Here is a 22985-nt window from a genome sequence, read left to right as displayed (position 1 = left end):
CGAAACAGAGAATTTACCATGAAAAAAATAGCATTAACTTTAACAATGTTGCTTGGTACGTTGTCAGCAAGCAACGCAACAGCATTTGATGGCGACGCAGAAGCGGGTAAAGCAAAGTCTGCAACATGTGCGGCATGTCACGGCCCAGATGGCAATGCACCTGTGAATATGTACCCGAAAATTGCTGGTCAGCATGCTGATTACATTTATAAGCAATTAAAAGAATTTAAATTAGGTATGACGTCAGGCGGTAGTGAAGGTCGTATGGACCCTGTGATGAGTGGTATGGCTATGCCGTTATCAGATCAGGATATGAAAGATTTGGCGGCTTATTTTTCTTCATTAAATATGAGCGCTGGAACAACGCCTGAAGATGTTGTTGAAGTGGGTAAACAGTTATTCAAAGCGGGTGATGCAGAGCGTGGAATTCCTTCATGTGCAGCCTGTCATGGTCCTAGAGGCAATGGTACATCTTTAGCTAAGTTCCCTAAAATCTCGTTCCAGCATCCAGAGTATATTAAGTCTCAATTGCAAAAATTCAGAGACGGCACGCGTGCAAATGACCTAAACGGTATGATGCAAGATATTGCGAAAAAGCTGACAGATAAAGATATTGAGATACTTTCTAAGTATCTGGGTGGATTACACTAAAGTCTGATAGTTGGTTTACTTTTTTGGTTGTAAACTGTGCAAATCGTATAAGAAGGCAGCGAAAGCTGCCTTTTTTGATCCCGTCTTTGAGTTGCGATATCCCCCTTTATCTTTGTGAGACATTTGCCATATAGGTTTGTAGGAATATTCCTATTTTTGTTTTTTTCTGAATTGTAAGTATTTGTAATCTTGAAACTTACAAAATTTTCATGAAAGAAATTATAGGAAAATTACTATTAACCAGTTGTAACTATTTTATTAAGGCGTAGATTAACTGGTGTCGCCGAGACAACAAAACAACATGGATATTTCGCGATGGAAGCGTAGGTGACAAATTTAGTACTAAGTCTGGTACTCACTATCATGGAAATAACAATAAAGTGTCAGGATTGACCGATAATAATAAAAGCCCCATGGAAGTTTAATAATAAAAACAATATGGAAAGGCTCAGGGAAGTAAAAATAAAAACAAAATGGAAGACAGCATAATAAAAATAATAAAGACTTAAAAGTCGAAGGGAGAAGTGTCCAGTTTGAGACGCTCAGATTAGTAGACGGTAGGGAGCAATCTCTACCGTCTTTTTATTTATGCCTACTAATAGACCTGCTACAATACGCCTCTTGTTAAATATCTTATAAGTTTGTTGTGAAACCGAGCTCACCTTGTGGTTTGTGCGCTAGTGTGGAGATTTCCCACTACCATCAAGATAAATTTAGACATTACTGGCAATGTAACCAATGTGGCTTGGTATTTGTTGACGAAAGTGAGCGGTTAACACCGCAACAAGAAAAAGCGATTTATGATAGCCATGAAAATGACTTGTTTGATTTGGGCTATCGACGTTTTTTGTCAAGGGTGAGTGAGCCCTTGTTGGAACGCCTCAAAAAACCAAGTAATGGACTTGATTTTGGCTGTGGCCCTGGGCCGTTACTGGCACAAATGCTCACAGAAGCAGGCCATCGTATGGCACTTTATGACCTATACTATGCCAATCAACCTGAGGTATTAACAGGACAGTACGACTTTATTACGTGCACTGAAGTGATTGAGCATATTGCACAACCACAGACAGTCCTAACACAATTGTTTAGCTTATTGAAACCGGGCGCGCCATTAGTATTAATGACAAAACTGGTGATCGATAAAGCGCGATTCAGTGCTTGGCACTATAAAAATGATTTAACCCATATAGCGTTTTTTAGTCGCAAGACATTCGCCTATGTGGCAAAAATTTATGATAGCGAGGTCGAATTCATCGGCAACGATGTCATTATCTTAACAAAACCTGAGGTGCCAACTGCACCGAGTGAAGAATTATTATGACCAGAAAGAAGAAAACACGTAAAGTTGCCAGCAATGGTACACCAAGACTCAGCAAAGAAAAATTGCAAGAACTTAGAGCAATGAAAGAGCAGCGTTCTAAGAAGTATAAAGGCGCCAAGCCCGGCTCTCGTAATGCACAAGAAGCGAAGGTAAATCAAGAAAATACCAATGCTAAGGGCGCTAAAGATAATCGCGTTGGTAGTAAAAAACCAATTCCATTAGTTGCAGATGGGCAAACACAAGAGCAGCATCAACCTGTGCTACAGCGTCATTTACAGCCACAAGTAGAGCTGAAAAAGGTAAAACCTGTACTTTCCCCAGAGCAAGAATTGGAGCAGCTTGAAAACGATGAACGTTTAATGGCTTTGCTTGAACGCCATGAGCGCGGAGAGTTGTTAACTGGTAAAGATGCGAAGTACTTTAATCGTAGTGTAGCGCGTCACCAAGAGTTATGTGAACTATTGGGTTTAGAAGATGATGAGTTTGAAGAACAAGATATCATCGATGATGATCCGTTGGCCTCTTTTATGAGTAATGATCTGGCTGATGAATGGTTAGCAGATGATGAGGATGAGGAGAAGTAATGTCTATGTGGTTGGTGATGGCAATAGTTGTAGGTGCACTGATCATCGCAGGATTATCGTTTTATGCTGGCAAATTGCTTTGGCAACTAAAAACACAGAGAGAACTTATTGCTAAGCGTCAAGCCGAGCATAGCGAAAAGCTCATCAAAGCGCGTCAGCAAAGAAATGCCAAGCTCGCTGATAGCATTAATTTGCTAGCAAGAGCTATGAAAGAGAAGCAATGTGAATACTCTGAAGGATGTTTAAGAGTATGGGTACTGATTTCTCAATACAGTTTCTCTGAGGAACTAGAATTACACACTGTCTATCCTGGCGTGCATCAAATGTATGAAGTCGTAAAAGATATGCCAACTCATGATGCGAGAAAAAAATATTCCAAAAAGGAAGTATTTAAGATGGATAGCGAACGCTGGCGTGCAGAACAACGTTTAGAGCAAGAGATCCTCAAAGATTGTGAGCGTTTAGCTGTTGAGTTTCAACCCTTGCCTGGCAGTGAAAATGTTGTATTTCAGTAACCTTATCAGGTAACAAAAAAAGCGGCTTTTGGAGCCGCTTTTTTATACAAAGTCTTATTTTTTCTACCGTTCTTTTAAAAATGTAATCCCAGATTAATGGGTGACTAAACTAACTTCCATCATACTCATTTTATTGCAATTTCCTGCTTGGCATCGAAGATAACCTATGTGACACTAACATAGGGAATTCAATTAACACGATCAGTTAATCAAACGGTGACATGAATGTCGAAAATCAAAATATGGGAACTCATCTGTTTGTTTTGTGCGGCTTGCTTTTTGAGCGGCTGCTCTTCGAAAGAAGAACAGTTGCAACAGTCTATTGCACAAGCTATCCAACATGCAGATCAAGAACTCAATCAACTCAAAAATGAGCTCGCACAGGGCCAAATCCGTAATGCTAACCTTCTGAAAGAGTATAGTAAGGTATTACAAAACCAACGCCCTGAGCTCGCTCAGATCAGTGAAGTGATTGGCCAAGATGCAACAGATAATGGGCCGCTTTTTCAAGGCTTAGTGAAACGTCTTGAAGAAATTAAAAGTTTACCCACTTCTGCTGCTGATGAACAAACGCTGCAGCGCTTAGGGATATTGCGAGAAGCGATGAAGCCAAGTTTATTTGGCGATGCATTAACAGACCCAATTAACATGCTTGCTGATATGTCAAATGGCACATTGGCAAGAGTAGGTGCTGTCAGTCAAAGTGCAGAGGGCCCAGGTGAGGGTAATCAACTTGTTGGTAACCCACACTATGGTCAGTGGCAAACGAATAGCAATGGTATCAGTTTTTGGCAGTGGTATGGTATGTACCGAATGCTGGGCGACGTTATCGGTGCGGTTGAGTATGGTAGTTGGAGTAAACGCCGTAAATATAGCTATTACAATGATTACGGCCGTTATCGCTACTCAAGTCCCAAACAAATCAAGGCACAAACCACGTTGGAAAGGCGTACTCGTCAGTCTTATGAACGCCAAGGGAAGCAATTTACCAGTCCTTACGCCAAGCAACGTAGTGGCGCATCTGGTTTGAGTCGAAGTAGTTATACACCCACCAGCACCCGTAGTAGTTATGCTAAAAGTAGTTCGTACAGTAAGCGCAGTGCGGGCACGGTACGCAATAGCAGTAGCCGGACCTCTCGTGGCGTGAGCCGTGGCAAGTGATATTGAGTGTAAAGAACAACTGTTGGAGTTTAAAAAATGTATGAATTTAATGGAATAACGATGTGGTCTTTACAAGCTTTGGCCATAGATTTTGCGATTATTATCGCGCTATTTGTAAGCCTGAAATTTATTAAAGGCTGGGTGTCAAACTTGCACGCCAATGATGAAATAACCGAACGTGATAATTTTGCTTTTGGGATCAGCTTTGCGGGTGGGTTAGTTGCTTTAGCCATCGTATTAACAGGTATCAGTAGTGGTGCTTTTGCGCCTTCGTTACAACAAGAAGCGCTGCAAATGGGTGGGTATGGTTTACTGGCAATTTTACTCATAAAACTGGGACATTTCTTCCAAGATAAAGTAGCACTGCGCAAAGTAAGTTTGCACGATGAAATCGTAAAAGGTAATGCGACAGCGTCATTGATTGATTTTGGTCATGTAGTCAGCGTAGCGATAGTGATCCGCTCGGCCCTATTTTGGGTTGCAACGGAAGGTTGGTATGGTCTTCCTATCGTTGTAGTGTCGTTCATTATCGCTAACTTAGTCTTGCTGTTGGTTAGTCAATATCGAGTGCAATTATTTAAGCGCACAAATCGCAGCGGTGATTGTTTACAACAAGCAATATTAGATGACAATTTAGCCGTTGGTATTAGATATGCGGGCTTCTTGATCGGAAGTGCCTTAGCCCTTACCGCAGCATCTGGTTTGGCGCCTTATGCTGCTGATAATCTAGCTGCAAGCCTAGGGTATTGGGCAATGTGCGCATTTATCAGTATCTTGGTATTTATTGCATTGCACTTAGTCACTATTAAGATAATTTTGTCTGGCAGTGATATTTCTGATGAAGTTAATCGACAGAAAAACGTCGGCGTTGCAGCGATATCTGCGGCTATCTCTTTCGCAATTGGTGTTACTATGGCCACATTGCTAGGTGCCTAACCTTGTCTGATTCAGTTCTTAGTCCGAGTAAGCGTGGCTTGCTTGGACACGATATTTTACTCATTTCTGTTATGGCCATACTCGCTGGGTGTGGCCTTATTTATGAATATTTACTTTCTCACTATGCTGGACGTGTACTTGGTTCAGTAGAAAGCGCTATCTATGCCATGATTGGCACCATGATAGTTGCCATGGGCATTGGTGCGTTTATGGCGCGTTGGTTTAAAGATGCATTTACAGCTTTTGCATGGCTCGAAAGCTTCATCGCTTTGGTGGGAATGGGCTGTATTTTGGCAATCGCCAGCGTCATCGCAGTGAGTTACTCTCTACCTCATATGTTCTCTGAGATTTTCAATCTTCCACCCGATATCGTATTAAATGGCTATGTGTTTGAGAAGCTGCAAGAAATATCGCGATTTTTGCCCTACGTATTTGGTTTGTTGCTGGGCATGTTAATAGGGATGGAAATTCCACTGATCGCCCGTATTCGTCAACAGGTATATGGTCGGTTCTTGGAAAATAATGCCGGTACAATTTATGGCGCTGATTATATTGGTGCAGGCATTGGGGCCGCAATTTGGGTCAGCATTATGTTAGCGATGCCCATTATGCAAGCTGCGGCTTGGACTGCACTGTTCAATATTGTGGCTGGGTTGGTGTTTCTATGGCGTTATCATCAATATGTTCGTTTTGCCCGCTTGTTGGTGCTCTGTCACGCGTTATTGTTGATACTGTTTGCATTTGTATTGCTCTTTGGCAGCAGTTGGATGAAAGAGCTAAGCAATGTGCTCTATAAGGATAAGGTCATATATTCACAGGCCACTAAATACCAGCATGTGGTGTTGACTGAGCGCCTAAGCCGAAATCAAAATGAGCCAATTACAGATCTGTATTTGAATGGTCGCCTACAGTTTTCAAGTGTCGATGAGCAAATATATCACACTATGCTAGTGTATCCCGCAATGTTGGCTTCAAACCGTCATGACAAAGTATTAATTATTGGCGGCGGTGATGGTTTAGCATTACGTGATGTGCTGAAGTGGCCCGTTAAAAATGTCACCTTGGTTGACTTAGATGCCCAGTTATTAAACCTGTTTGGTCATGAAGACTCTCACTACCAACCCCCAAAGCAAATTGTTGAGCGATTGACCAAGTTAAATATGCATGCAATGGAAGACTCAAGAGCCAACATTAAAGTTGCAGACGCATTTTTAGAAGTTGAGCGTTTGCTGGCATCAGGAGAGATGTTTGATACCATCATAGTCGACTTACCAGACCCCAATCACCCTGATTTAAACAAACTGTACAGTGATTATTTTTATAATCACTTACGTCAACTGCTCGCAGCTGATGGTGCGATGGTCGTGCAATCTACATCGCCATATCATGCGAAAAAAGCTTTTATTAGTATCGCAAAGACAGTGAAAGTCGCTGGGTTTAGTTTTGTCGAGCAGTATCAGCAAAATGTTCCTTCATTTGGGCAGTGGGGCTGGACGATTGCAACTAAGGCGGGTGCGTCTGCTAGCACGCGCATTGCGCAAACAACTCAACTGCCAGTGCCATCGCGCTGGGCTAGCCGAGATTACTTACTGGCGGCATTTATTTTTCCAAACCGTTTTTTTGAGCTAGAAAATACAATTGAAGTCAATCAATTAGGCTCTGGTAGGTTGTATGATTACTACCGTCAAGCATGGCAATTAGAAAGTGAGCTGTATAAAAATTAGTTTTATGATTGACATATTATGTCAATCATGCAAATCTTAACTACGACATAATATGTCAACTTAATAAGGTGATAAAATGGAATTAAATGAACTTTCAATAAAATTGGCTTCTTTTGAAACTGAAGGGGTAGGCTTTGAATCTTTTATGATAGCTAACCCTGGCGAGCAGGATGTATTGCAAGTGATTGTTGATGGTAATGATGAGTTACCTATTTTTGTAACGCAGACCGAAGAGCAATTGCTATGTATCAGTTACTTGTTCGCTGATGAAGAAGTGAAAGAAGACCTTAAAAATGAGTTAAACGAGACATTACTACGTTTAAATGTACCGATCCCATTAAGTGCGTTTGCTAAAGTAGATAATCGTTACGCTATTTTTGGTGCGTTATCAGTTAACTCTTCATTCGATGACATTACCCATGAGTTAGTCACCCTTGCCGATAATGCGATTGAAGCACTTGACGCTGTTACACCTTATTTAAATGACTAAATAGGTATCTTTAGGAGTTAGGATTATGAGCATTTTAAAAAAATTATTTACAGCAGTTCGTGGTGGCGCACGTGAAGTGGGTGAATCTATCGTTGATGCCAATGGTATTCGTATTTTTGAGCAAGAAATTGCGGATGCAAAAAACGCTTTGCAAAAGGCAAAGCGCAGCCTAACGGAGGTTATGGCTAAAGAAATGCAAACGACCCGTAAGATCAGTGCATTGAACGATTCGATTGCTGAGCACGAAAATTATGCAGGCCAAGCGCTTGAAAAAGGCAATGAAGCGTTAGCGTTAGAAATAGCCCAGAAGATTGGTGATTTTGAAACAGAAAAAGCGGAGCATGAAGAAGTATTAAGTGGTTTTAGCCAGCATATTGTTGTTTTAAAACAGCAAATTAAAGAGGCTGAAAAATCTATTAAAGAAAATCAGCGTCAATTAAGTATGGTAAAGACCACTGAGAGTGTTCAGCAAGCAACTATGGCGGTTAATAGCACATTAAACACCAACAGTTCAGCGATGACATCAGCAAAAGCTTCTTTGGAGCGCATTAGACAGCGTCAACAAGACCGTCAAGATCAATTAGGTGCGGCAAAAACACTTGAAGCTGAAACAAATGGCGACGATTTAAAAGCGAAAATGGCTGAAGCGGGTATTGGAAGTACCAATGCAAGTGGTGCGGATATCTTGGCACGTATAAAAGCTAAACAAGGTAATTAATTGATAGCTAAACGAGGGGTAATTCATTTACCCCTTTGCTTTTTATAGGTGATAGTATGTTTAATCTATTTAAAAAAAAGACACAGCCAACACGTCAGTTAAGTGATCCCACGCAGTTAAAAACGGGTGATATGCTCACGTTGATAGACTCATTTGCCTATCCACAGTGGCTTAAAGGGCAGACGTTGAGGGTTGTCGCTGTGAATACATACCAATATCAGCACAGCGCCGAATATGAGATGGTACTTGAGAATAACTCGGGCCAAGTTGTATTTGCGCAAATTGAGCAAGAAGATGGTGAGCAGTGGGTTAACTTTTCAATTAAAATTCAGCGTGATGATGTAGATGAGATATTTACATTAGACGAGTTTGCGAGAATTTTTGATGAAGACGTATTAACAGAAATAACTGTCGCCAATACACCTGAGCAGTTCAGCCAGTTTTTAGCGACCACTTACAAGCAGACAGAAGCGCCATTTGTGAGCTATTTCCATGAACGTGACTATCGCGGGCAATCACTTCCGAGATATGAGCAAGAAGGTGGTGAGCCTTGTGAAATGATCTGTCTGGAATCGAATGATGGAAATTATGGGCTCAATATCGAAATTTGGGACGGTGGTCAGACAGATGTATCATTAACATTAACTAGACCCATATCTGATATTGTGGAACTGTTTCCTGGGAGTGATTAAGTGAGTGATGCAAAAGCGAAATGGCTACGTCAGGAGCAAGCCGTTAGGGCGACGCAAATGGCGTTTGATCTCAGTAGCGAAGTGCAAAAATCAATCAAAAAACAAGCCATTGATCAAGAATTAACACCGTCAGATATGATCCGAAAAATCCTTGGGCTTGAAGTTAAGTCAAAAAAGACTCGCCAGCGCTTATCCTTTAATTTAAGCAACGAAGAGATTGAACTGTTAGCTGCTAGGTTTGAAGTGCCTGCCGATGATAAGCGCGCTGTTAAGCAGCGCGTCGCCGAGTTACTTATTGAGCAGACCAAATTTAGCTAAGCTCAGCACTGAGTAAGTGAATTTTGACAGTAGAAGGGAATACTTCACTGTCTTTTGTATAAATCAATCAAATAGTTAAAGCGGTGGCTCAGTGATAGTTTGCTGTGCTTGATATCGCGCATTAGGCGCCACAGTAGCATTGCAAGCGCCTTTAACGAATGAAGATTGTTGTTGTGTTAGTGATTTAAGTTGCTTCTTTTTTAGTTTCATTGTGACTTCTTTTTGTGATGTTAAATACAGTGCCATTTGTACCTAAATCAATTCTAACGTAGAAAAAATTAATAAATAAGAAGTGATAAAAAGCAAATCTCTGCTGACATCCTCTATTCATTGCGAATGATTCCTAGTTACTAAATATTCATGAAAATATACTAGTTTGTATTTGGTCATTCATAGTATTTATAATCACTATTTAGAGTCGTTTCAGTTGTGAGATTTTCATCTATACTCAAAGGCTTTATAATTAGTCACCGGAATTTATCGGTTGCTGCTGTGTTTTAAAAACATAAGCAGTCCGATTCACGTCACCAAGAGGGCAAAATTGTGCTTCAAGAATATCGTAAACATGTAGAAGAGCGCGCACAGCAAGGGATCGTACCTAAGCCGTTAGACGCACAGCAAACTGCAGATCTTATCGAATTAGTAAAATCACCTGCAGCAGGTGAAGAAGAATTTATCTTAGACCTTTTAGTTAACCGCGTACCACCGGGTGTGGATGATGCAGCTTACATTAAAGCTGGCTTTTTAGCGGCGGTTGCTAAGGGTGAAGCTGAGTCTCCACTTGTGAGCAAAGAGTACGCAGCTGAGCTGCTAGGTACTATGCTAGGTGGTTACAATATCGCCCCTATGATTGATTTACTTGACGATGCATCGCTTGCGCCAATCGTTGTTAAGGGCCTATCAAACACTCTATTGATGTTTGATGCGTTCTATGACGTAGAAGAAAAAGCTAAAGCAGGTAACGAATTTGCTAAGCAAGTTATTGAATCATGGGCTAATGCTGAGTGGTTCTTAAACAAGCCTGCGGTTGCTGAAAAAATCTCTGTAACTGTATTTAAAGTAACAGGTGAAACAAACACCGATGACCTGTCTCCTGCACCGGATGCTTGGTCTCGCCCTGATATCCCGCTTCACGCATTAGCTATGCTGAAAAACGCGCGTGATGGTATCAACCCTGAAAAAGACGGCGAAGTTGGTCCAATTTCACAATTAGAAGAGCTTAAAACTAAAGGCTTACCACTGGCTTATGTGGGTGATGTGGTCGGTACTGGTTCTTCTCGTAAGTCGGCGACTAACTCAGTACTTTGGTTTATGGGCGATGACATCCCATTTGTACCAAACAAACGTGTTGGTGGTGTTTGTTTAGGCGGTAAAATTGCACCTATCTTCTTTAATACCATGGAAGACTCTGGTGCATTACCAATTGAGCTAAATGTTGATGAGTTCAACATGGGTGACCAAATTGACATTTACCCATACGAAGGTGTGGTTAAGCGTCACGGTACAGATGAAGTTATTTCTACTTTCTCACTTAAATCAGATGTAATTCTTGATGAAGTGCGTGCAGGTGGCCGTATTCCACTGATCATTGGTCGTGGTTTAACAGACAAAGCACGTAATTCTCTTGGCCTAGGTGCCGAAGACATTTTCCGTAAGCCTGCACTTGTAACTGATTCAGGCAAAGGCTTTACGCTTGCGCAGAAGATGGTTGGTAAAGCGTGTAATATGCCAGGTGTTCGCCCAGGCCAATATTGTGAGCCGAAGATGACCACAGTTGGTTCGCAAGATACTACAGGTCCTATGACTCGTGATGAGTTAAAAGACTTAGCATGTCTAGGTTTCTCTGCTGATTTAACTATGCAGTCATTCTGTCACACATCAGCTTATCCTAAGCCGATTGATGTAAATACACACCATACACTTCCTGATTTCATCATGAACCGTGGCGGTGTATCTCTTCGTCCGGGTGACGGTGTTATCCACTCTTGGTTAAACCGTATGTTATTACCAGACACAGTAGGTACTGGTGGTGACTCGCATACACGTTTCCCTCTAGGTATTTCATTCCCTGCGGGTTCTGGTGCAGTTGCATTCGCAGCGGCAACAGGTGTTATGCCTCTAGATATGCCAGAATCAATCTTGGTTCGTTTTAAAGGTGAAATGCAACCGGGTATCACATTACGTGACCTAGTACACGCTATCCCTTACTACGGTATCAAAGAAGGTCTATTAACTGTTGAGAAGAAAGGTAAGATCAACGAGTTCTCTGGCCGTGTTCTTGAGATTGAAGGTGTTGAGCATTTAACAGTTGAGCAGGCGTTTGAGCTATCTGATGCATCAGCTGAGCGCTCTGCAGCAGGTTGTACAGTTAAGCTATCTAAAGAGTCTATCTCTGAATATCTTGAGTCAAACATCGTTATGCTTAAGTGGATGATCTCTGAAGGCTACGGTGATGTGCGTACTATTGAACGCCGTATCACAGCGATGCAAGAGTGGTTAGCAAACCCTGAATTAATGGAAGCGGATGCTGATGCAGAGTACAAGCACGTACTTGAAATCGATCTAGCAGAAATCAAAGAGCCTATTCTTTGTGCGCCAAACGACCCTGATGATGCACGTCTATTATCAGATGTAACGGGTGAGAAGATCGATGAAGTATTCATCGGTTCTTGTATGACCAACATTGGCCACTTCCGTGCAGCGGGTAAACTACTTGATGGTTATACTGGTCGTATCCCAACTCAGCTTTGGGTGGCTCCACCAACTAAGATGGATAAAGATCAGCTAACTGATGAAGGTTACTACGGTATCTTTGGTCGTGTTGGTGCGCGTATTGAAACTCCAGGATGTTCTTTATGTATGGGTAACCAAGCACGTGTTGCTGACAAAGCAACTGTTGTGTCTACCTCTACACGTAACTTCCCTAACCGTTTAGGTACAGGTGCAAACGTATTCCTAGCGTCAGCAGAGCTTGCAGCAGTAGCTGCAATTTTAGGTAAACTACCTACGCCAGCTGAGTACCAAGAATACGCGGCGAAGATCAACGCAACGGCAGCAGATACATACCGTTACTTGAACTTCCACAAAATGCCTCAGTACACTAAAAAGGCTGACGGTGTGATCATTCAGCAAGCGGTTTAATGCCTTAGCTTTGCTAAAAAAGCCGGTGAATTCACCGGCTTTTTTATACCTGAATAGCGGTCAAAAAATGCGCTCACTTTTTTGGATTGAATAACGTTTATTTTATCTTTAATTGAATCTTTTATCTAAAATAAAGGCTAAATAATAGGTAAATTAAACAGAATTTATTTTATATTTAATTAGAATTGTCGCTAATTTTACATTAATAGGCGGCAGCAAGATGACAGCAGTAAACAACCAGAATCTGCTTCAACTGCGTTTTATCCAACAAGCGCATATCGAAGCAGTTAAGCCCTCATTTAACCAACTTCCAGACAACCCATATGCAGATGGTGCATTTCGCAAGCGCCGTTACTCAGTTTTAAAATTTGCTGACAACACAGTTTCAGTGCAGCCAGCCAAAGCATTTGTTCAGGATGATTCAATAAATACCTTTCAAGGTAACGTTGAGCGAGTGTACGAAAACCTTGAAGCCGACTTGGTGAATAGTGATGGCTTTAAGCGCTTGCTCACTGAGTTTAAGCAAATGACAGGTATTAATGACGAGCGTGATATTGAAGTACATCAGTTCCGCATGTTGGCCATCGAGTCGGATACACCGCCAGCACCAGAAGGCATTCATCAAGATGGTTTTGACCATGTATGCGTATGTGGGGTGTCTCACGAAAATATTGCCGGTGGTGAGCTGCTTGTTTACGAAAATAAAGAGTCAGAGCCTTGCTTTAAAATGGAGATCAAAGATGGCTTATTTGCTTTGATCAATGACCGTCAGGTTTGGCATAACGCCACGCCAATGAACAAGTTAGATGCCGATAAAGTAGGCTACCTAGATTGTTTTGTATTTACAGCTTAAGAGCAACCTATGGAACTTACACAATTAAGACGCCAGTTTCCGGCACTGATGCAGCAGGTGAATGGTCAGTCGCCTATTTTTCTTGATGGACCGGGTGGAGCGCAAGTACCACAATCAGTACTAAGTGCCATGTCAGCTTATTTGGGCTATTACAACTCAAACTTAGGTGGGGCATTCTTTTCAAGCGATAAAACCGTCAATTTGATGAATGATGCCCGACAAGCTGTGGCTGATTTGTTGAATGCGCCAAGCAAAGAGCAAATCGTGTTTGGTGCCAACATGACCAGCCTCACTTTTAGCTTTAGCCGTGCAATTTCTCGCGATTGGCAAGCGGGTGATGAGGTGATAGTGACTAATGCAGATCACTATTCAAATGTGTCTTCTTGGCGACAAGCTGCAGAAGATAAAGGTGCCAGCGTACATGCCGTGCAAATTAATGAAGATGATTGCACACTTGATTTAGCGCACTATCAAAGTCTTCTAAATCAAAACACTAAATTAGTTGCGGTGACTTATGCGTCAAATACGACGGGCTCTATCAATGATATCAAACAGATAGTAGAGCTTGCGCACCAAGTTGGTGCATTGGTTTATGTAGATGCGGTACACTATACCCCTCACGAGCTGCTAGACGTGCAAGCATTAGAGTGTGACTTTTTAGCATGTTCTGCTTACAAATTTTTTGGTCCACATGTTGGCATAGTTTATGGTAAGCGTGAGCATTTAGAAGGCTTCACTCCTTATAAAGTAGAGCCAGCTAAAGATGTTATCCCAGGTCGTTGGGAAACGGGCACGCAAAGCTTTGAAGGGCTAGCGGGTGTTATTGCTGCGATTGATTATATTGCTTCACTCAGCGGCATGAGCGAAGATACACCGCGTCGTGAGCGTTTAGCAATGGCATTTACTAAAACCAAACAGCATGAAATGGCCCTCAGTGACTATTTCCTAACTCGCCTTGAGCAGTTTCCACAGATCTCGCTATTTGGTATTGCTGATAAAGCTCGTTTGGCTGAGCGTACACCAACATTTGCCTTAACTTTTGATGGCTTTGCACCGCGTGAAGTGTCTGAGTTCTTGGGTAAAAAGAGCATGTGTGTATGGGATGGTAATTTTTATGCGCAAGGTTTGTGTGAACAACTAGGGGTAATGGATAAGGGCGGTGTAGTGCGCATCGGCTGTATGCATTACAACACCATTGAAGAACTGGATAAACTATTTAACGCTTTCGAGCAGTTAGTATCCATTTAAGCACTTAAAAGCAAAGGCCTTGTTTGGTTGGCCTTTGCTTTATCAATGATGATGCTAATGCGCAATAAGCTACATGTTATCTTCTATAAAACTACTGAGCTTATTGATACGTAAACTCATACCTTCGATGATCTTGTCTTTGACTTTTTCTCTGATCACATTGGGTAGCCGAGTCATGGCATCAGGTGTAATGGCCAGCAGTATGCTGTCTTTTATAGCCTTGGCGCTTGTTGAGTGCTCTCGGTGACAAATAAATGCACCTTCGCCAATAAACTCACCTGGCAAAATACGCCCTAACTCCTGTAATTCACTGCCTTTAAAAATGACTAGCTCCCCGCTTAAAACAATAAATAGCCGATTGTCCAATTCAAAGCGTTTAAAAGCATGACGGCCATTATTGACTAAGTAAAGATGACTAAAAGACTCCAATAGCACTTGTCTCTCAGCAAGGCTAAAATCAGCAAAAAAGTTTAGGCGGTTGATAATTTCGAGCTGTTTAATTAGAGGTACATTTTCCAGTAATTTCATAAGACAACCGAGTTGTGTTTTCGTGCTTAAGATAGTGGCTATTTTTACCAGTACGGTCAATGAGATTTTATGTTCCAGACATGGTTGGCTGCACTTAATTATGCAGCCAGTAGGTGAGTTAGTCTTGAATATTTCTTTCTTTTAATTTGCGTGTAAGGGTATTTCGGCCCCAACCGATCCTCAATGCCGCATCTTGTTTGTGGCCATGGCAGGCGTTGAGTGCGGTTTTAATCAAACGCACTTCAAGTTGGGCTTGTACTGCAGGCCAAATGTTTTCTTTGCCTTGTTTTAGCTCTTGGTTGAGCCACTGCTGAAATGCATCAAGCCAATCACCTTGAGCTTCCTCGCTAGGTGTATGTGTGGTTAATTCTTCAGGTAGATCTTGTACACTAATAAGATCACCTGGCGCCATGACAGTTAACCAGCGACAGGTGTTTTCTAGCTGACGCACGTTACCCGGCCAGTGGTACAGGCGCATCTTATCAATGGCTTCATCACTGAGGATTTTTGAGTCTGTTTGCAGCTCTTTAGCGCTACGAGCCAGAAAATGTTGCGCCAATTTCGGGATATCTTCAGTGCGTTCTCTCAGTGCAGGTAGCTTAAGTCTTACCACGTTCAAGCGATGAAATAAGTCTTCTCGAAACTGACCTTTTTTTACCAGCGCTTCTAGGTCTTGATGCGTGGCAGCAATGATGCGCACGTCCACTTTGACACTTTGATGTCCACCCACTCGGTAAAACTCTCCGTCAGCCAACACTCGTAGCAGACGAGTTTGCACGTCCAATGGCATATCACCAATTTCATCTAAAAATAAAGTGCCGCCATTGGCTTGTTCAAAGCGCCCTCGACGCATACTATCTGCACCTGTAAAAGCGCCTTTTTCATGACCAAAGAGTTCAGACTCCACTAAATCTTTGGGAATAGCCGCCATATTGAGCGCAATAAACTCTTTGTCTTTTCTGGGGCTGTGATTATGTAATGCGCCCGCAACAAGCTCTTTACCTGTGCCAGATTCACCATTGATGAGTACGCTCATACTTGAGGCGGAAAGCTTTCCTATGGCGCGAAACACTTCTTGCATTGCTGGTGCTTCACCAATGATGTCGGGGTGATTTTGCTCTGTTACTTGGCGTTTAGTTTTACGAGCTTGCTGGCTTGCCTGATACGCACGCTCTACCAAAGAAGTCGCATCATTAAGATCAAATGGCTTAGCGAGATACTCAAAAGCTCCTTTTTGAAAGGCATTAACGGCAGAGTCTAAGTCTGAATGTGCCGTCATGATGATCACCGGTAGGTTTGGATATTGTGTGGATATCTCTTCGAGTAGAGCCATACCGTCCATACCAGGCATTCGCACGTCAGAAATTAATACTGCGGGTTGACTATATGACAATGCGGTGAGTACATCTTGCCCATTGGCAAAGCTTTCGGTAGAAAAACCAGCGCGTGACAGCGCTTTGTCTAATACAAACCGTATCGAGGCATCATCATCAACGAGCCAAACTGTTTTCATTACTTGCTCCCGTGCCGCTGTTGTCAAACGGCAAGTAAATATTAAATTCGGTATGCCCAGGCCAGCTGTCACAATCAATCAAGCCACCATGCTGTTCTACTATGGTTTGTGCAATCGATAAACCGAGACCAGAACCACCGTCTTTATTGGTGATCATCGGATAGAACAAGGTATCCTTTAGCTCTTGCGCGATACCCGGCCCATTGTCAGTAATTTGGATCAGTAACGCCTTTTTCATCAGTCGTTCACCTCGGCGCATACGATGTTTGATACGTGTTGTTAATCTAATACAACCATCGGATTTTTTCTCTAATGCTTGTTGAGCATTCCTAACAATGTTTAATACCACTTGTTGAATTTTAGCTTGGTCGATCACGATATCGGGTATGCTAGGGTCGTAGTCTTTCGACAGCGATATACAACTGGCATTATCGAGCATACTGAGCTTTATGACCGACTCGAGTGTCTGGTGAATATTACATGGTGCTTTATTTGGTAACTGGTTTGGTCCAAGTAATTTGTCTACCAACTCGGTTAATCGGTCTGCTTGCTCTATGATCAGCTGCGCACATTGATCTCGTTCTTGCTGACAAGTCTCGTATTGCAATAATTGCGCCGCTCCTCTGATGCCACCCAAAGGATTTTTGATTTCATGGGCAAGCCCTCTAATTAAGGTACGAGCTGCTTGATATTGGTGCATTTGATTTGATGCTTGGTCAAAGCGAACCTCGTCATCTATTCTGCGGCACTCAAGCAGGATATAGGCGTTATTTTGATGATTTAATCTACGTGCATGAAGGTTCAATGTTGCTGCACGATTATCGACGAAGACCACGTCAATCCTATGCTGTTGGCAGTCTACGCCATCATTGAGGGTGTACTGAGCTAAGCGTTCAAAGTCAATATGATGATGACTAAAGATATCATTGACAGGCAACCCAATTAGGCGCTTTATGCCCAGTCCAAATAATTCACTACAGCTATTGTTGGCATATTGAATAACAAATTTGTTGTCCAACAACAGCACGCATGTTGCTAAATTATGCCACAACGCACTCAAAAACGGATGGGTACTTTGTACCATGATGGATCACCTATTTATTATTTTGCACCAACTTGGTGCACTATATCATGTGGATATGTCGTGAGCTATGGATTAATGCGGTTTGCGCGATGTAAGTAAAATGTGCTCATAGTGCTAGTTGCAACTCTCGCGCCGTGTTCATCGTAAAGATACATAATAAGTTGATGCTCACCACGGTCAACATTTCTTAGCGCAAAGGTGGTGTTGGTTTGTTTGTCGCCGACTAATTTGCCATCCAAAGATAGCTGCACAGTGAGCCCTCGGCTAAATACGGGGGTCACTTGTCCTGTAACGTAAACTGTGCCGGTATTTTCTCTCAATGTTTGCTGGTGCCCTGGAGAAGATATTTTTACTTCATACTTTAGCGCTTTATTTTCTTTTTTTGGGGTGAGCACGGATGTGTCTGTTGTCGGTATACTAATAGGTTTGTTGAGGCTAACTTTTTCTGAGCCCTGGCGAGGGACATCAGAAAACACCCAGTTACCATTTTCATCTTTCCAGCGGTAAACTTGCGGCTGCGAAGCGCTGGCGCAAAAAGTTAGTATCAGGCTACATACCAACAGAATACGTCTCATCTTAAGCGCCTTTTGTTTATATTACACAGCTTTACTTTAGTACGAAACACGTGGCTTTACCATAAAAAAGCCCGCTATCGCGGGCTTGAGAACACATATGATTTAATTGCGCGATTAAACGCTGTAGTACATTTCAAACTCAACAGGGTGAGTTGTCATGTTCAGTTTTTCCACTTCTTGAGACTTCAGTTTGATGTATGCATCAATTAAGTCATCAGTGAATACGCCGCCTTGAGTTAAGAACTCACGGTCAGCGTCAAGGCTTGCCAATGCTTCGTCTAGTGAAGACGCAACAGTTGGGATCTCTGCAGCTTCTTCTGCTGGTAAGTCGTACAAGTCTTTGTCCATTGCATCGCCAGGGTGGATCTTGTTTTTAATACCATCTAGACCCGCCATTAGCATTGCAGAGAAAGCAAGGTATGGGTTAGCTGTAGGGTCAGGGAAGCGCACTTCAATACGACGTGCTTTTTCTGACGGTACAACAGGAATACGGATCGATGCAGAACGGTTACGTGCAGAGTATGCAAGCATAACTGGTGCTTCGAATCCTGGTACTAAACGCTTGTATGAGTTAGTTGACGCGTTAGCGAATGCGTTGATTGCTTTAGCGTGCTTAATGATACCACCGATGTAGTAAAGCGCTTCTTCAGAAAGGCCGCCGTACTTATCGCCTGCGAAGATGTTTTTGCCATCTTTAGCAAGAGACTGGTGACAGTGCATACCAGAACCATTATCACCAACAATTGGCTTAGGCATGAATGTTGCCGTTTTACCATATAGGTGCGCCATGTTGTGGATAACGTATTTCATTTCTTGAATTTCGTCAGCCTTAATAACCATCGTATTAAAGCGAGTAGCAATTTCGTTTTGACCTGCAGTAGCTACTTCGTGGTGGTGAGCTTCAACAACTTGACCTAGTTCTTCAAGCACCAAACAAGTTGCTGAACGCCAGTCTTGTGATGAATCAACAGGAGCAACAGGGAAATAACCACCTTTTACGCCTGGACGGTGGCCAGTGTTGCCGCCTTCGTAGTCTTTGTCTGAGTTCCAAGATGCTTCTTGTGCGTCAATTTTGTACATAGAGCCTGACATGTCAGTTTTGTATTTAACATCATCAAATAGGAAGAACTCTGGCTCTGGACCAAATAATACTGTATCTGCGATACCCGTTGAGCGCATGTACTCTTCTGCACGTTTAGCAACAGAACGTGGGTCACGCTCATAACCTTGGTGAGTGTTTGGTTCTACAACGTCACAACGAACGATAAGTGTTGTTTCTTCAGCGAATGGGTCAAGTTTTGCAGAAGCTGCATCTGGCATTAATACCATGTCTGATTCGTTGATGCCTTTCCAACCAGCGATTGAAGAGCCATCAAACATTTTACCGTCTTCGAAGAAGTCTTCATCGGCCTGATGATGAGGAATAGAAACGTGCTGCTCTTTACCTTTAGTATCTGTAAAACGTAAATCTACAAATTTAACGTCATTTTCTTTGATAAAATCTAAAACCGATTGTGACATGTGTCCTCCGACTCGTTGGGTTTTTTATGCTTGCTGCATTAACTTAATGCGATTGCGACTTTTGTAAGCGTAATACGTGCCAGTTTTTCAACTTATTGAAAATAAATGGTTAATTGTTTTTTGTTTAACGCGGTTACTACTGTATTGCACCAAAATGATCCGATGATGCACATTGATGGTGCGCATTTAGTATAGTCGACATGATTGTTTTTTCATTGAGATATATCATTATTAAGCATGTAATCAGGCTGTCGAAAGAGACAAGTTCTTGTGAATTGGGTGTAAGGTGTGCTGTGAACAGCATTTATAATCAATAGTGAAATATTAAGAGGTAAAAACAAGTACTTTTATTAACTGGCTATGCGGCCATCATTGGTATATGTTCAATCACGATATTTTCTTTATATAACATTGCACTATAAAAAAACTATTATCCTGAATAAAGCTTTGGATTGTATTAAGTAGCGCCTAAAAATCGATGAATTGTGGCATGTAACTAAAAAATAATGCTGCATAAACTTTCATCTACTGCGTTATTAGGGGATAATACGCCACTTTATAAATCCTATCGGTCAATTTATAGGCTGTTTTACACAATTAGGTGTATTTAGGATTAACCCACTCTTTCGAGTAATTATCTGAGTTATAAACATGAGCATTGAAAAATTACGTAATATCGCGATTATCGCCCACGTAGACCACGGTAAAACAACCCTAGTTGACAAGTTGCTAGAGCAATCAGGCACGCTTGAAACACGCGGCGGTAATGAAGAACGTGTAATGGATTCAAACGATATCGAAAAAGAGCGCGGTATCACCATCCTAGCTAAAAACACCGCGATTGAGTGGAACGATTACCACATTAATATCGTAGATACTCCGGGACACGCTGACTTCGGTGGCGAAGTAGAACGTGTTCTTTCAATGGTTGACTCAGTATTACTACTGGTTGATGCACAGGAAGGTCCAATGCCTCAAACGCGTTTCGTAACGCAAAAGGCATTTGCTTTAGGTCTTAAGCCTATCGTTGTTATTAACAAAATTGACAAGCCTGGTGCACGTCCTGATTGGGTTATGGACCAAGTATTCGACTTATTTGATAACTTAGGCGCAACTGATGATCAGTTGGACTTCCAAGTTATTTATGCATCAGCTATCAATGGTTGGGCAACGCTAGACTTAGATGAGCCATCAGACAACATGCAACCAATGTTTGAAGCAATTGTAGAGCAAGTAGCAGCACCTGATGCGGATCCAGATGGTGGCTTCCAGATGCAGATTTCGCAACTTGATTACAACTCATACATTGGTGTTATCGGTGTAGGCCGTATCAAGCGCGGTACAGTTAAAGTGAACCAACAAGTCACTGTAGTAGGTGCCGATGGCAAGACGCGTAACGGTAAAGTAGGTCAAGTGTTAACCTATCTTGGGCTTGATCGTCACGAAGCGCAACAAGCACAAGCAGGCGACATCATCGCAATTACTGGTTTGGGTGAGCTGAAAATTTCTGACACGATTTGTGATGTGAATACGGTTGAAGCACTGCCAGCGCTTTCTGTTGATGAACCAACAGTTACTATGACTTTCTCGGTAAACACTTCGCCGTTTGCAGGTCAAGAAGGTAAGTTTGTTACTTCTCGTAACATTCTTGAGCGTCTACAAAATGAACTGGTACATAACGTAGCATTACGTGTTGAAGAAACTAATAACCCAGATAGCTTCCGCGTATCGGGCCGTGGTGAATTACACCTTGGTATCTTGATTGAAAATATGCGTCGTGAAGGTTATGAGCTTGCTGTATCTCGCCCTGAGGTAATTTTACGTGAAGTAAATGGTCAGCTAGAAGAACCATTTGAAACAGTAACGGTTGACGTACAAGAAGAGCACCAAGGTTCAATCATGGAGCAGCTTGGTTTACGTAAAGCTGAAATGACGGATATGGCGCCAGATGGTAAAGGTCGTGTACGTTTAGATTTCATGATGCCGAGCCGTGGTTTAATCGGTTTCCAAACTGATTTTATGACGCTTACTTCAGGCTCTGGCTTGATGTACCACACGTTTGATCATTATGGCCCACATAAAGGCGGTTCAATCGGTAAACGTAAGAATGGTGTATTGATTGCCAATGCAACGGGTAAAGCACTAACTAACGCACTATTTAACTTACAAGAGCGTGGTAAACTTTTCATCGGTCACGGTGTTGAAGTATACGAAGGTATGATCATCGGTATTCATAGCCGTGATAATGACTTGACTGTTAACGCCCTGAAAGGCAAGCAGTTAACAAACGTACGTGCATCAGGTACTGATGAAGCGCAAACACTTGTGCCACCAATCAAAATGTCACTTGAGCAAGCACTTGAATTCATCGATGATGACGAGCTAGTAGAAGTAACACCTGTGAATATTCGTATTCGTAAGAAGTTGCTAACTGAAAGCGAGCGTAAGCGCGCAGGCCGTCAAGCAAAAGATTAATTTCTTTTCAATAAAAAACGCCGCTGTCATAGCGGCGCTTTTGTTTGTAAAGTGTTTAAAACAAACCGTAGCTTTCGGTTTCTTCTGGCTCATAGCCTTGTAAATGTTCAGGCCTAAATATCGCACTGGGGTCAATTAACACGGTATGTGTGTTGCCACGCTTTATCAATCCTTGCATCATCTTTTTTGTCTGCGCATCTATTTCAAAGCCTATATTGGTAATCTCACTCAGAGACTTAACCTCGTCTTCTTCACAGTGCATGTTGTCTTCAACCTGATCAACTAACAAGCCGATATGGGGCTTGTGTCCATCTTGTGTCGTAAATACGATGATTGGTTTGTGATCCAAGCTTATCTGCTCCCTTGCAGACTCAAATAGGCGCATTAGTTTTACGTAGGTTGTTGAACGTTCTTTTTCTAGCATCATAATGGCTTCTTGTTGCTTATCTTGTTCGCACAATGTTAGTAATTTATCAGCCAGTGAATGTAGGCGATTATGCGGCTCTTCAAATCTATGTAATATGGCTTTTAAATCTTCATTTTCAGTTTTAAAACTGTAAAGCCATTGCCCAAAGGCACATTGCTTTGGGTCTCTTGCCTTATCAAAATCGTGGCCTTTCATTACGCTTCTTTCTAATGCGTGCAGCCAATCTCTGTGTTCTTCTTCTTTAGAGCGTAACAGCTCTACTAATGCAGAATTTATTTCGTGAGAAGACTGATTATTTAGAATGATACCCAAGTCAAAAATAGGCGTGGGTGTTCCCATGTAGTCTTTGACGCCCAAGAAGCTGGGGTTACCGTTGGGCAAGGACGTTAAGTTTCCTTCGTAGCGTTCAGTGAGCAGAATATCCAAAATCTTCAATGAAATGGTTTTTTGTCCGACTCGGAAATTGATTAAATCCATATTTTCCTCAACAAGCACAATGGTATTGTT

The 22985-nt window shown here is 42.1% G+C and carries 22 protein-coding genes; 15 read left to right on the top strand and 7 right to left on the bottom strand.

Translation table 11 applies throughout. The annotated features are described in order from the left end of the window. The first annotated feature begins 18 nt into the window (after positions 1 to 18). From HG263_RS11280 to HG263_RS11230, 11 genes are all read left to right on the top strand, one after another. Positions 19 to 651 (top strand): c-type cytochrome, encoded by a 633-nt coding sequence (locus tag HG263_RS11280; RefSeq protein ID WP_171626180.1) that lies wholly within the window; start codon positions 19 to 21, stop codon positions 649 to 651. Positions 652 to 1333: 682 nt separating this feature from the next. Next, positions 1334 to 1975 carry a class I SAM-dependent methyltransferase gene (locus HG263_RS11275; RefSeq protein ID WP_439331990.1) on the top strand — a complete coding sequence of 214 codons (642 nt, stop codon included), beginning with the start codon at positions 1334 to 1336 and terminating at the stop codon, positions 1973 to 1975. Further along, positions 1972 to 2559: a Der GTPase-activating protein YihI gene (gene yihI / locus HG263_RS11270; RefSeq protein WP_171626178.1), complete on the top strand. Its 588-nt coding sequence runs from the start codon at positions 1972 to 1974 to the stop codon at positions 2557 to 2559. Before HG263_RS11275 ends, yihI begins: the two co-directional genes overlap by 4 nt. Further along, a complete protein-coding gene (locus HG263_RS11265) occupies positions 2559 to 3074 on the top strand; it encodes a DUF2489 domain-containing protein (protein WP_171626177.1) in 516 nt (171 codons plus the stop codon). The genes yihI and HG263_RS11265 overlap by 1 nt, the downstream gene beginning before the upstream one ends. A gap of 225 nt (positions 3075 to 3299) precedes the next feature. Next, the gene (locus HG263_RS11260; protein WP_171626176.1) at positions 3300 to 4235 is read left to right on the top strand and encodes a CHAD domain-containing protein; all 936 of its coding nucleotides are present in this window, start codon (positions 3300 to 3302) and stop codon (positions 4233 to 4235) included. A gap of 36 nt (positions 4236 to 4271) precedes the next feature. Then, entirely contained in the window at positions 4272 to 5171 is a 900-nt protein-coding gene (locus HG263_RS11255; protein WP_171626175.1) for a DUF350 domain-containing protein, read from the top strand. A gap of 71 nt (positions 5172 to 5242) precedes the next feature. Further along, on the top strand, positions 5243 to 6895 hold the full coding sequence (locus HG263_RS11250; protein ID WP_439331991.1) for a polyamine aminopropyltransferase: 1653 nt from the start codon (positions 5243 to 5245) through the stop codon (positions 6893 to 6895). Positions 6896 to 6971: 76 nt separating this feature from the next. Continuing rightward, entirely contained in the window at positions 6972 to 7385 is a 414-nt protein-coding gene (locus HG263_RS11245) for a YjfI family protein (RefSeq protein ID WP_171626173.1), read from the top strand. A 25-nt stretch (positions 7386 to 7410) separates the two neighbouring features. Further along, positions 7411 to 8103 (top strand): PspA/IM30 family protein, encoded by a 693-nt coding sequence (locus HG263_RS11240; RefSeq protein WP_171626172.1) that lies wholly within the window; start codon positions 7411 to 7413, stop codon positions 8101 to 8103. A 56-nt stretch (positions 8104 to 8159) separates the two neighbouring features. After that, complete coding sequence (locus HG263_RS11235; RefSeq protein WP_171626171.1) at positions 8160 to 8795, top strand: hypothetical protein; 636 nt, start codon at positions 8160 to 8162, stop codon at positions 8793 to 8795. Then, positions 8796 to 9113 (top strand): hypothetical protein, encoded by a 318-nt coding sequence (locus HG263_RS11230; protein ID WP_171626170.1) that lies wholly within the window; start codon positions 8796 to 8798, stop codon positions 9111 to 9113. A 75-nt stretch (positions 9114 to 9188) separates the two neighbouring features. Here HG263_RS11230 and HG263_RS22580 read toward each other — a convergent pair whose 3' ends face one another. Continuing rightward, entirely contained in the window at positions 9189 to 9323 is a 135-nt protein-coding gene (locus HG263_RS22580; protein ID WP_281358260.1) for a hypothetical protein, read from the bottom strand. A 333-nt stretch (positions 9324 to 9656) separates the two neighbouring features. Here HG263_RS22580 and acnB point away from each other — a divergent pair, with 333 nt between their 5' ends. The 3 genes from acnB (at position 9657) to HG263_RS11215 (ending at position 14355) form a co-directional block, all read left to right on the top strand. Further along, positions 9657 to 12254, top strand: a complete 2598-nt coding sequence (gene acnB, locus HG263_RS11225) for a bifunctional aconitate hydratase 2/2-methylisocitrate dehydratase (protein ID WP_171626169.1) — start codon at positions 9657 to 9659, stop codon at positions 12252 to 12254. A 220-nt stretch (positions 12255 to 12474) separates the two neighbouring features. Next, complete coding sequence (locus tag HG263_RS11220; protein ID WP_171626168.1) at positions 12475 to 13107, top strand: 2OG-Fe dioxygenase family protein; 633 nt, start codon at positions 12475 to 12477, stop codon at positions 13105 to 13107. Positions 13108 to 13116: 9 nt separating this feature from the next. Continuing rightward, entirely contained in the window at positions 13117 to 14355 is a 1239-nt protein-coding gene (locus HG263_RS11215; protein ID WP_171626167.1) for a cysteine desulfurase-like protein, read from the top strand. 69 nt (positions 14356 to 14424) lie between these two features. On the opposite strand, the gene HG263_RS11210 is transcribed toward HG263_RS11215, so the two are convergent. The 5 genes from HG263_RS11210 to glnA all read right to left on the bottom strand — a co-directional run bounded on the left by HG263_RS11210 (position 14425) and on the right by glnA (position 19576). After that, on the bottom strand, positions 14425 to 14883 hold the full coding sequence (locus HG263_RS11210) for a cyclic nucleotide-binding domain-containing protein (RefSeq protein WP_171626166.1): 459 nt from the start codon (positions 14881 to 14883) through the stop codon (positions 14425 to 14427). Between the two features lie 118 nt (positions 14884 to 15001). Next, positions 15002 to 16396, bottom strand: coding sequence for a nitrogen regulation protein NR(I) (ntrC, locus tag HG263_RS11205; RefSeq protein ID WP_171626165.1), 1395 nt, complete (start codon positions 16394 to 16396; stop codon positions 15002 to 15004). After that, positions 16374 to 17480 (bottom strand): nitrogen regulation protein NR(II), encoded by a 1107-nt coding sequence (gene glnL, locus HG263_RS11200; protein WP_171626164.1) that lies wholly within the window; start codon positions 17478 to 17480, stop codon positions 16374 to 16376. Before glnL ends, ntrC begins: the two co-directional genes overlap by 23 nt. 65 nt (positions 17481 to 17545) lie before the next feature. Beyond that, complete coding sequence (locus HG263_RS11195; RefSeq protein ID WP_171626163.1) at positions 17546 to 18055, bottom strand: DUF4124 domain-containing protein; 510 nt, start codon at positions 18053 to 18055, stop codon at positions 17546 to 17548. A gap of 114 nt (positions 18056 to 18169) precedes the next feature. Further along, complete coding sequence (gene glnA, locus HG263_RS11190) at positions 18170 to 19576, bottom strand: glutamate--ammonia ligase (protein WP_171626162.1); 1407 nt, start codon at positions 19574 to 19576, stop codon at positions 18170 to 18172. 651 nt (positions 19577 to 20227) lie between these two features. On the opposite strand from glnA, the gene typA reads away from it, so the two are divergent. Beyond that, positions 20228 to 22051: a translational GTPase TypA gene (gene typA / locus HG263_RS11185; RefSeq protein ID WP_171626161.1), complete on the top strand. Its 1824-nt coding sequence runs from the start codon at positions 20228 to 20230 to the stop codon at positions 22049 to 22051. 55 nt (positions 22052 to 22106) lie between these two features. On the opposite strand, the gene HG263_RS11180 is transcribed toward typA, so the two are convergent. Next, positions 22107 to 22955: a CZB domain-containing protein gene (locus tag HG263_RS11180; protein WP_171626160.1), complete on the bottom strand. Its 849-nt coding sequence runs from the start codon at positions 22953 to 22955 to the stop codon at positions 22107 to 22109. Positions 22956 to 22985: the final 30 nt, after the last annotated feature.

The organism is Pseudoalteromonas caenipelagi, assembly GCF_013140855.1.
GTDB classification, from domain to species: Bacteria; Pseudomonadota; Gammaproteobacteria; order Enterobacterales; family Alteromonadaceae; genus Pseudoalteromonas; species Pseudoalteromonas caenipelagi.
Note: the sequence above shows the minus strand (reverse complement) of the source record. Positions and strands in the feature narration are given on the sequence as shown.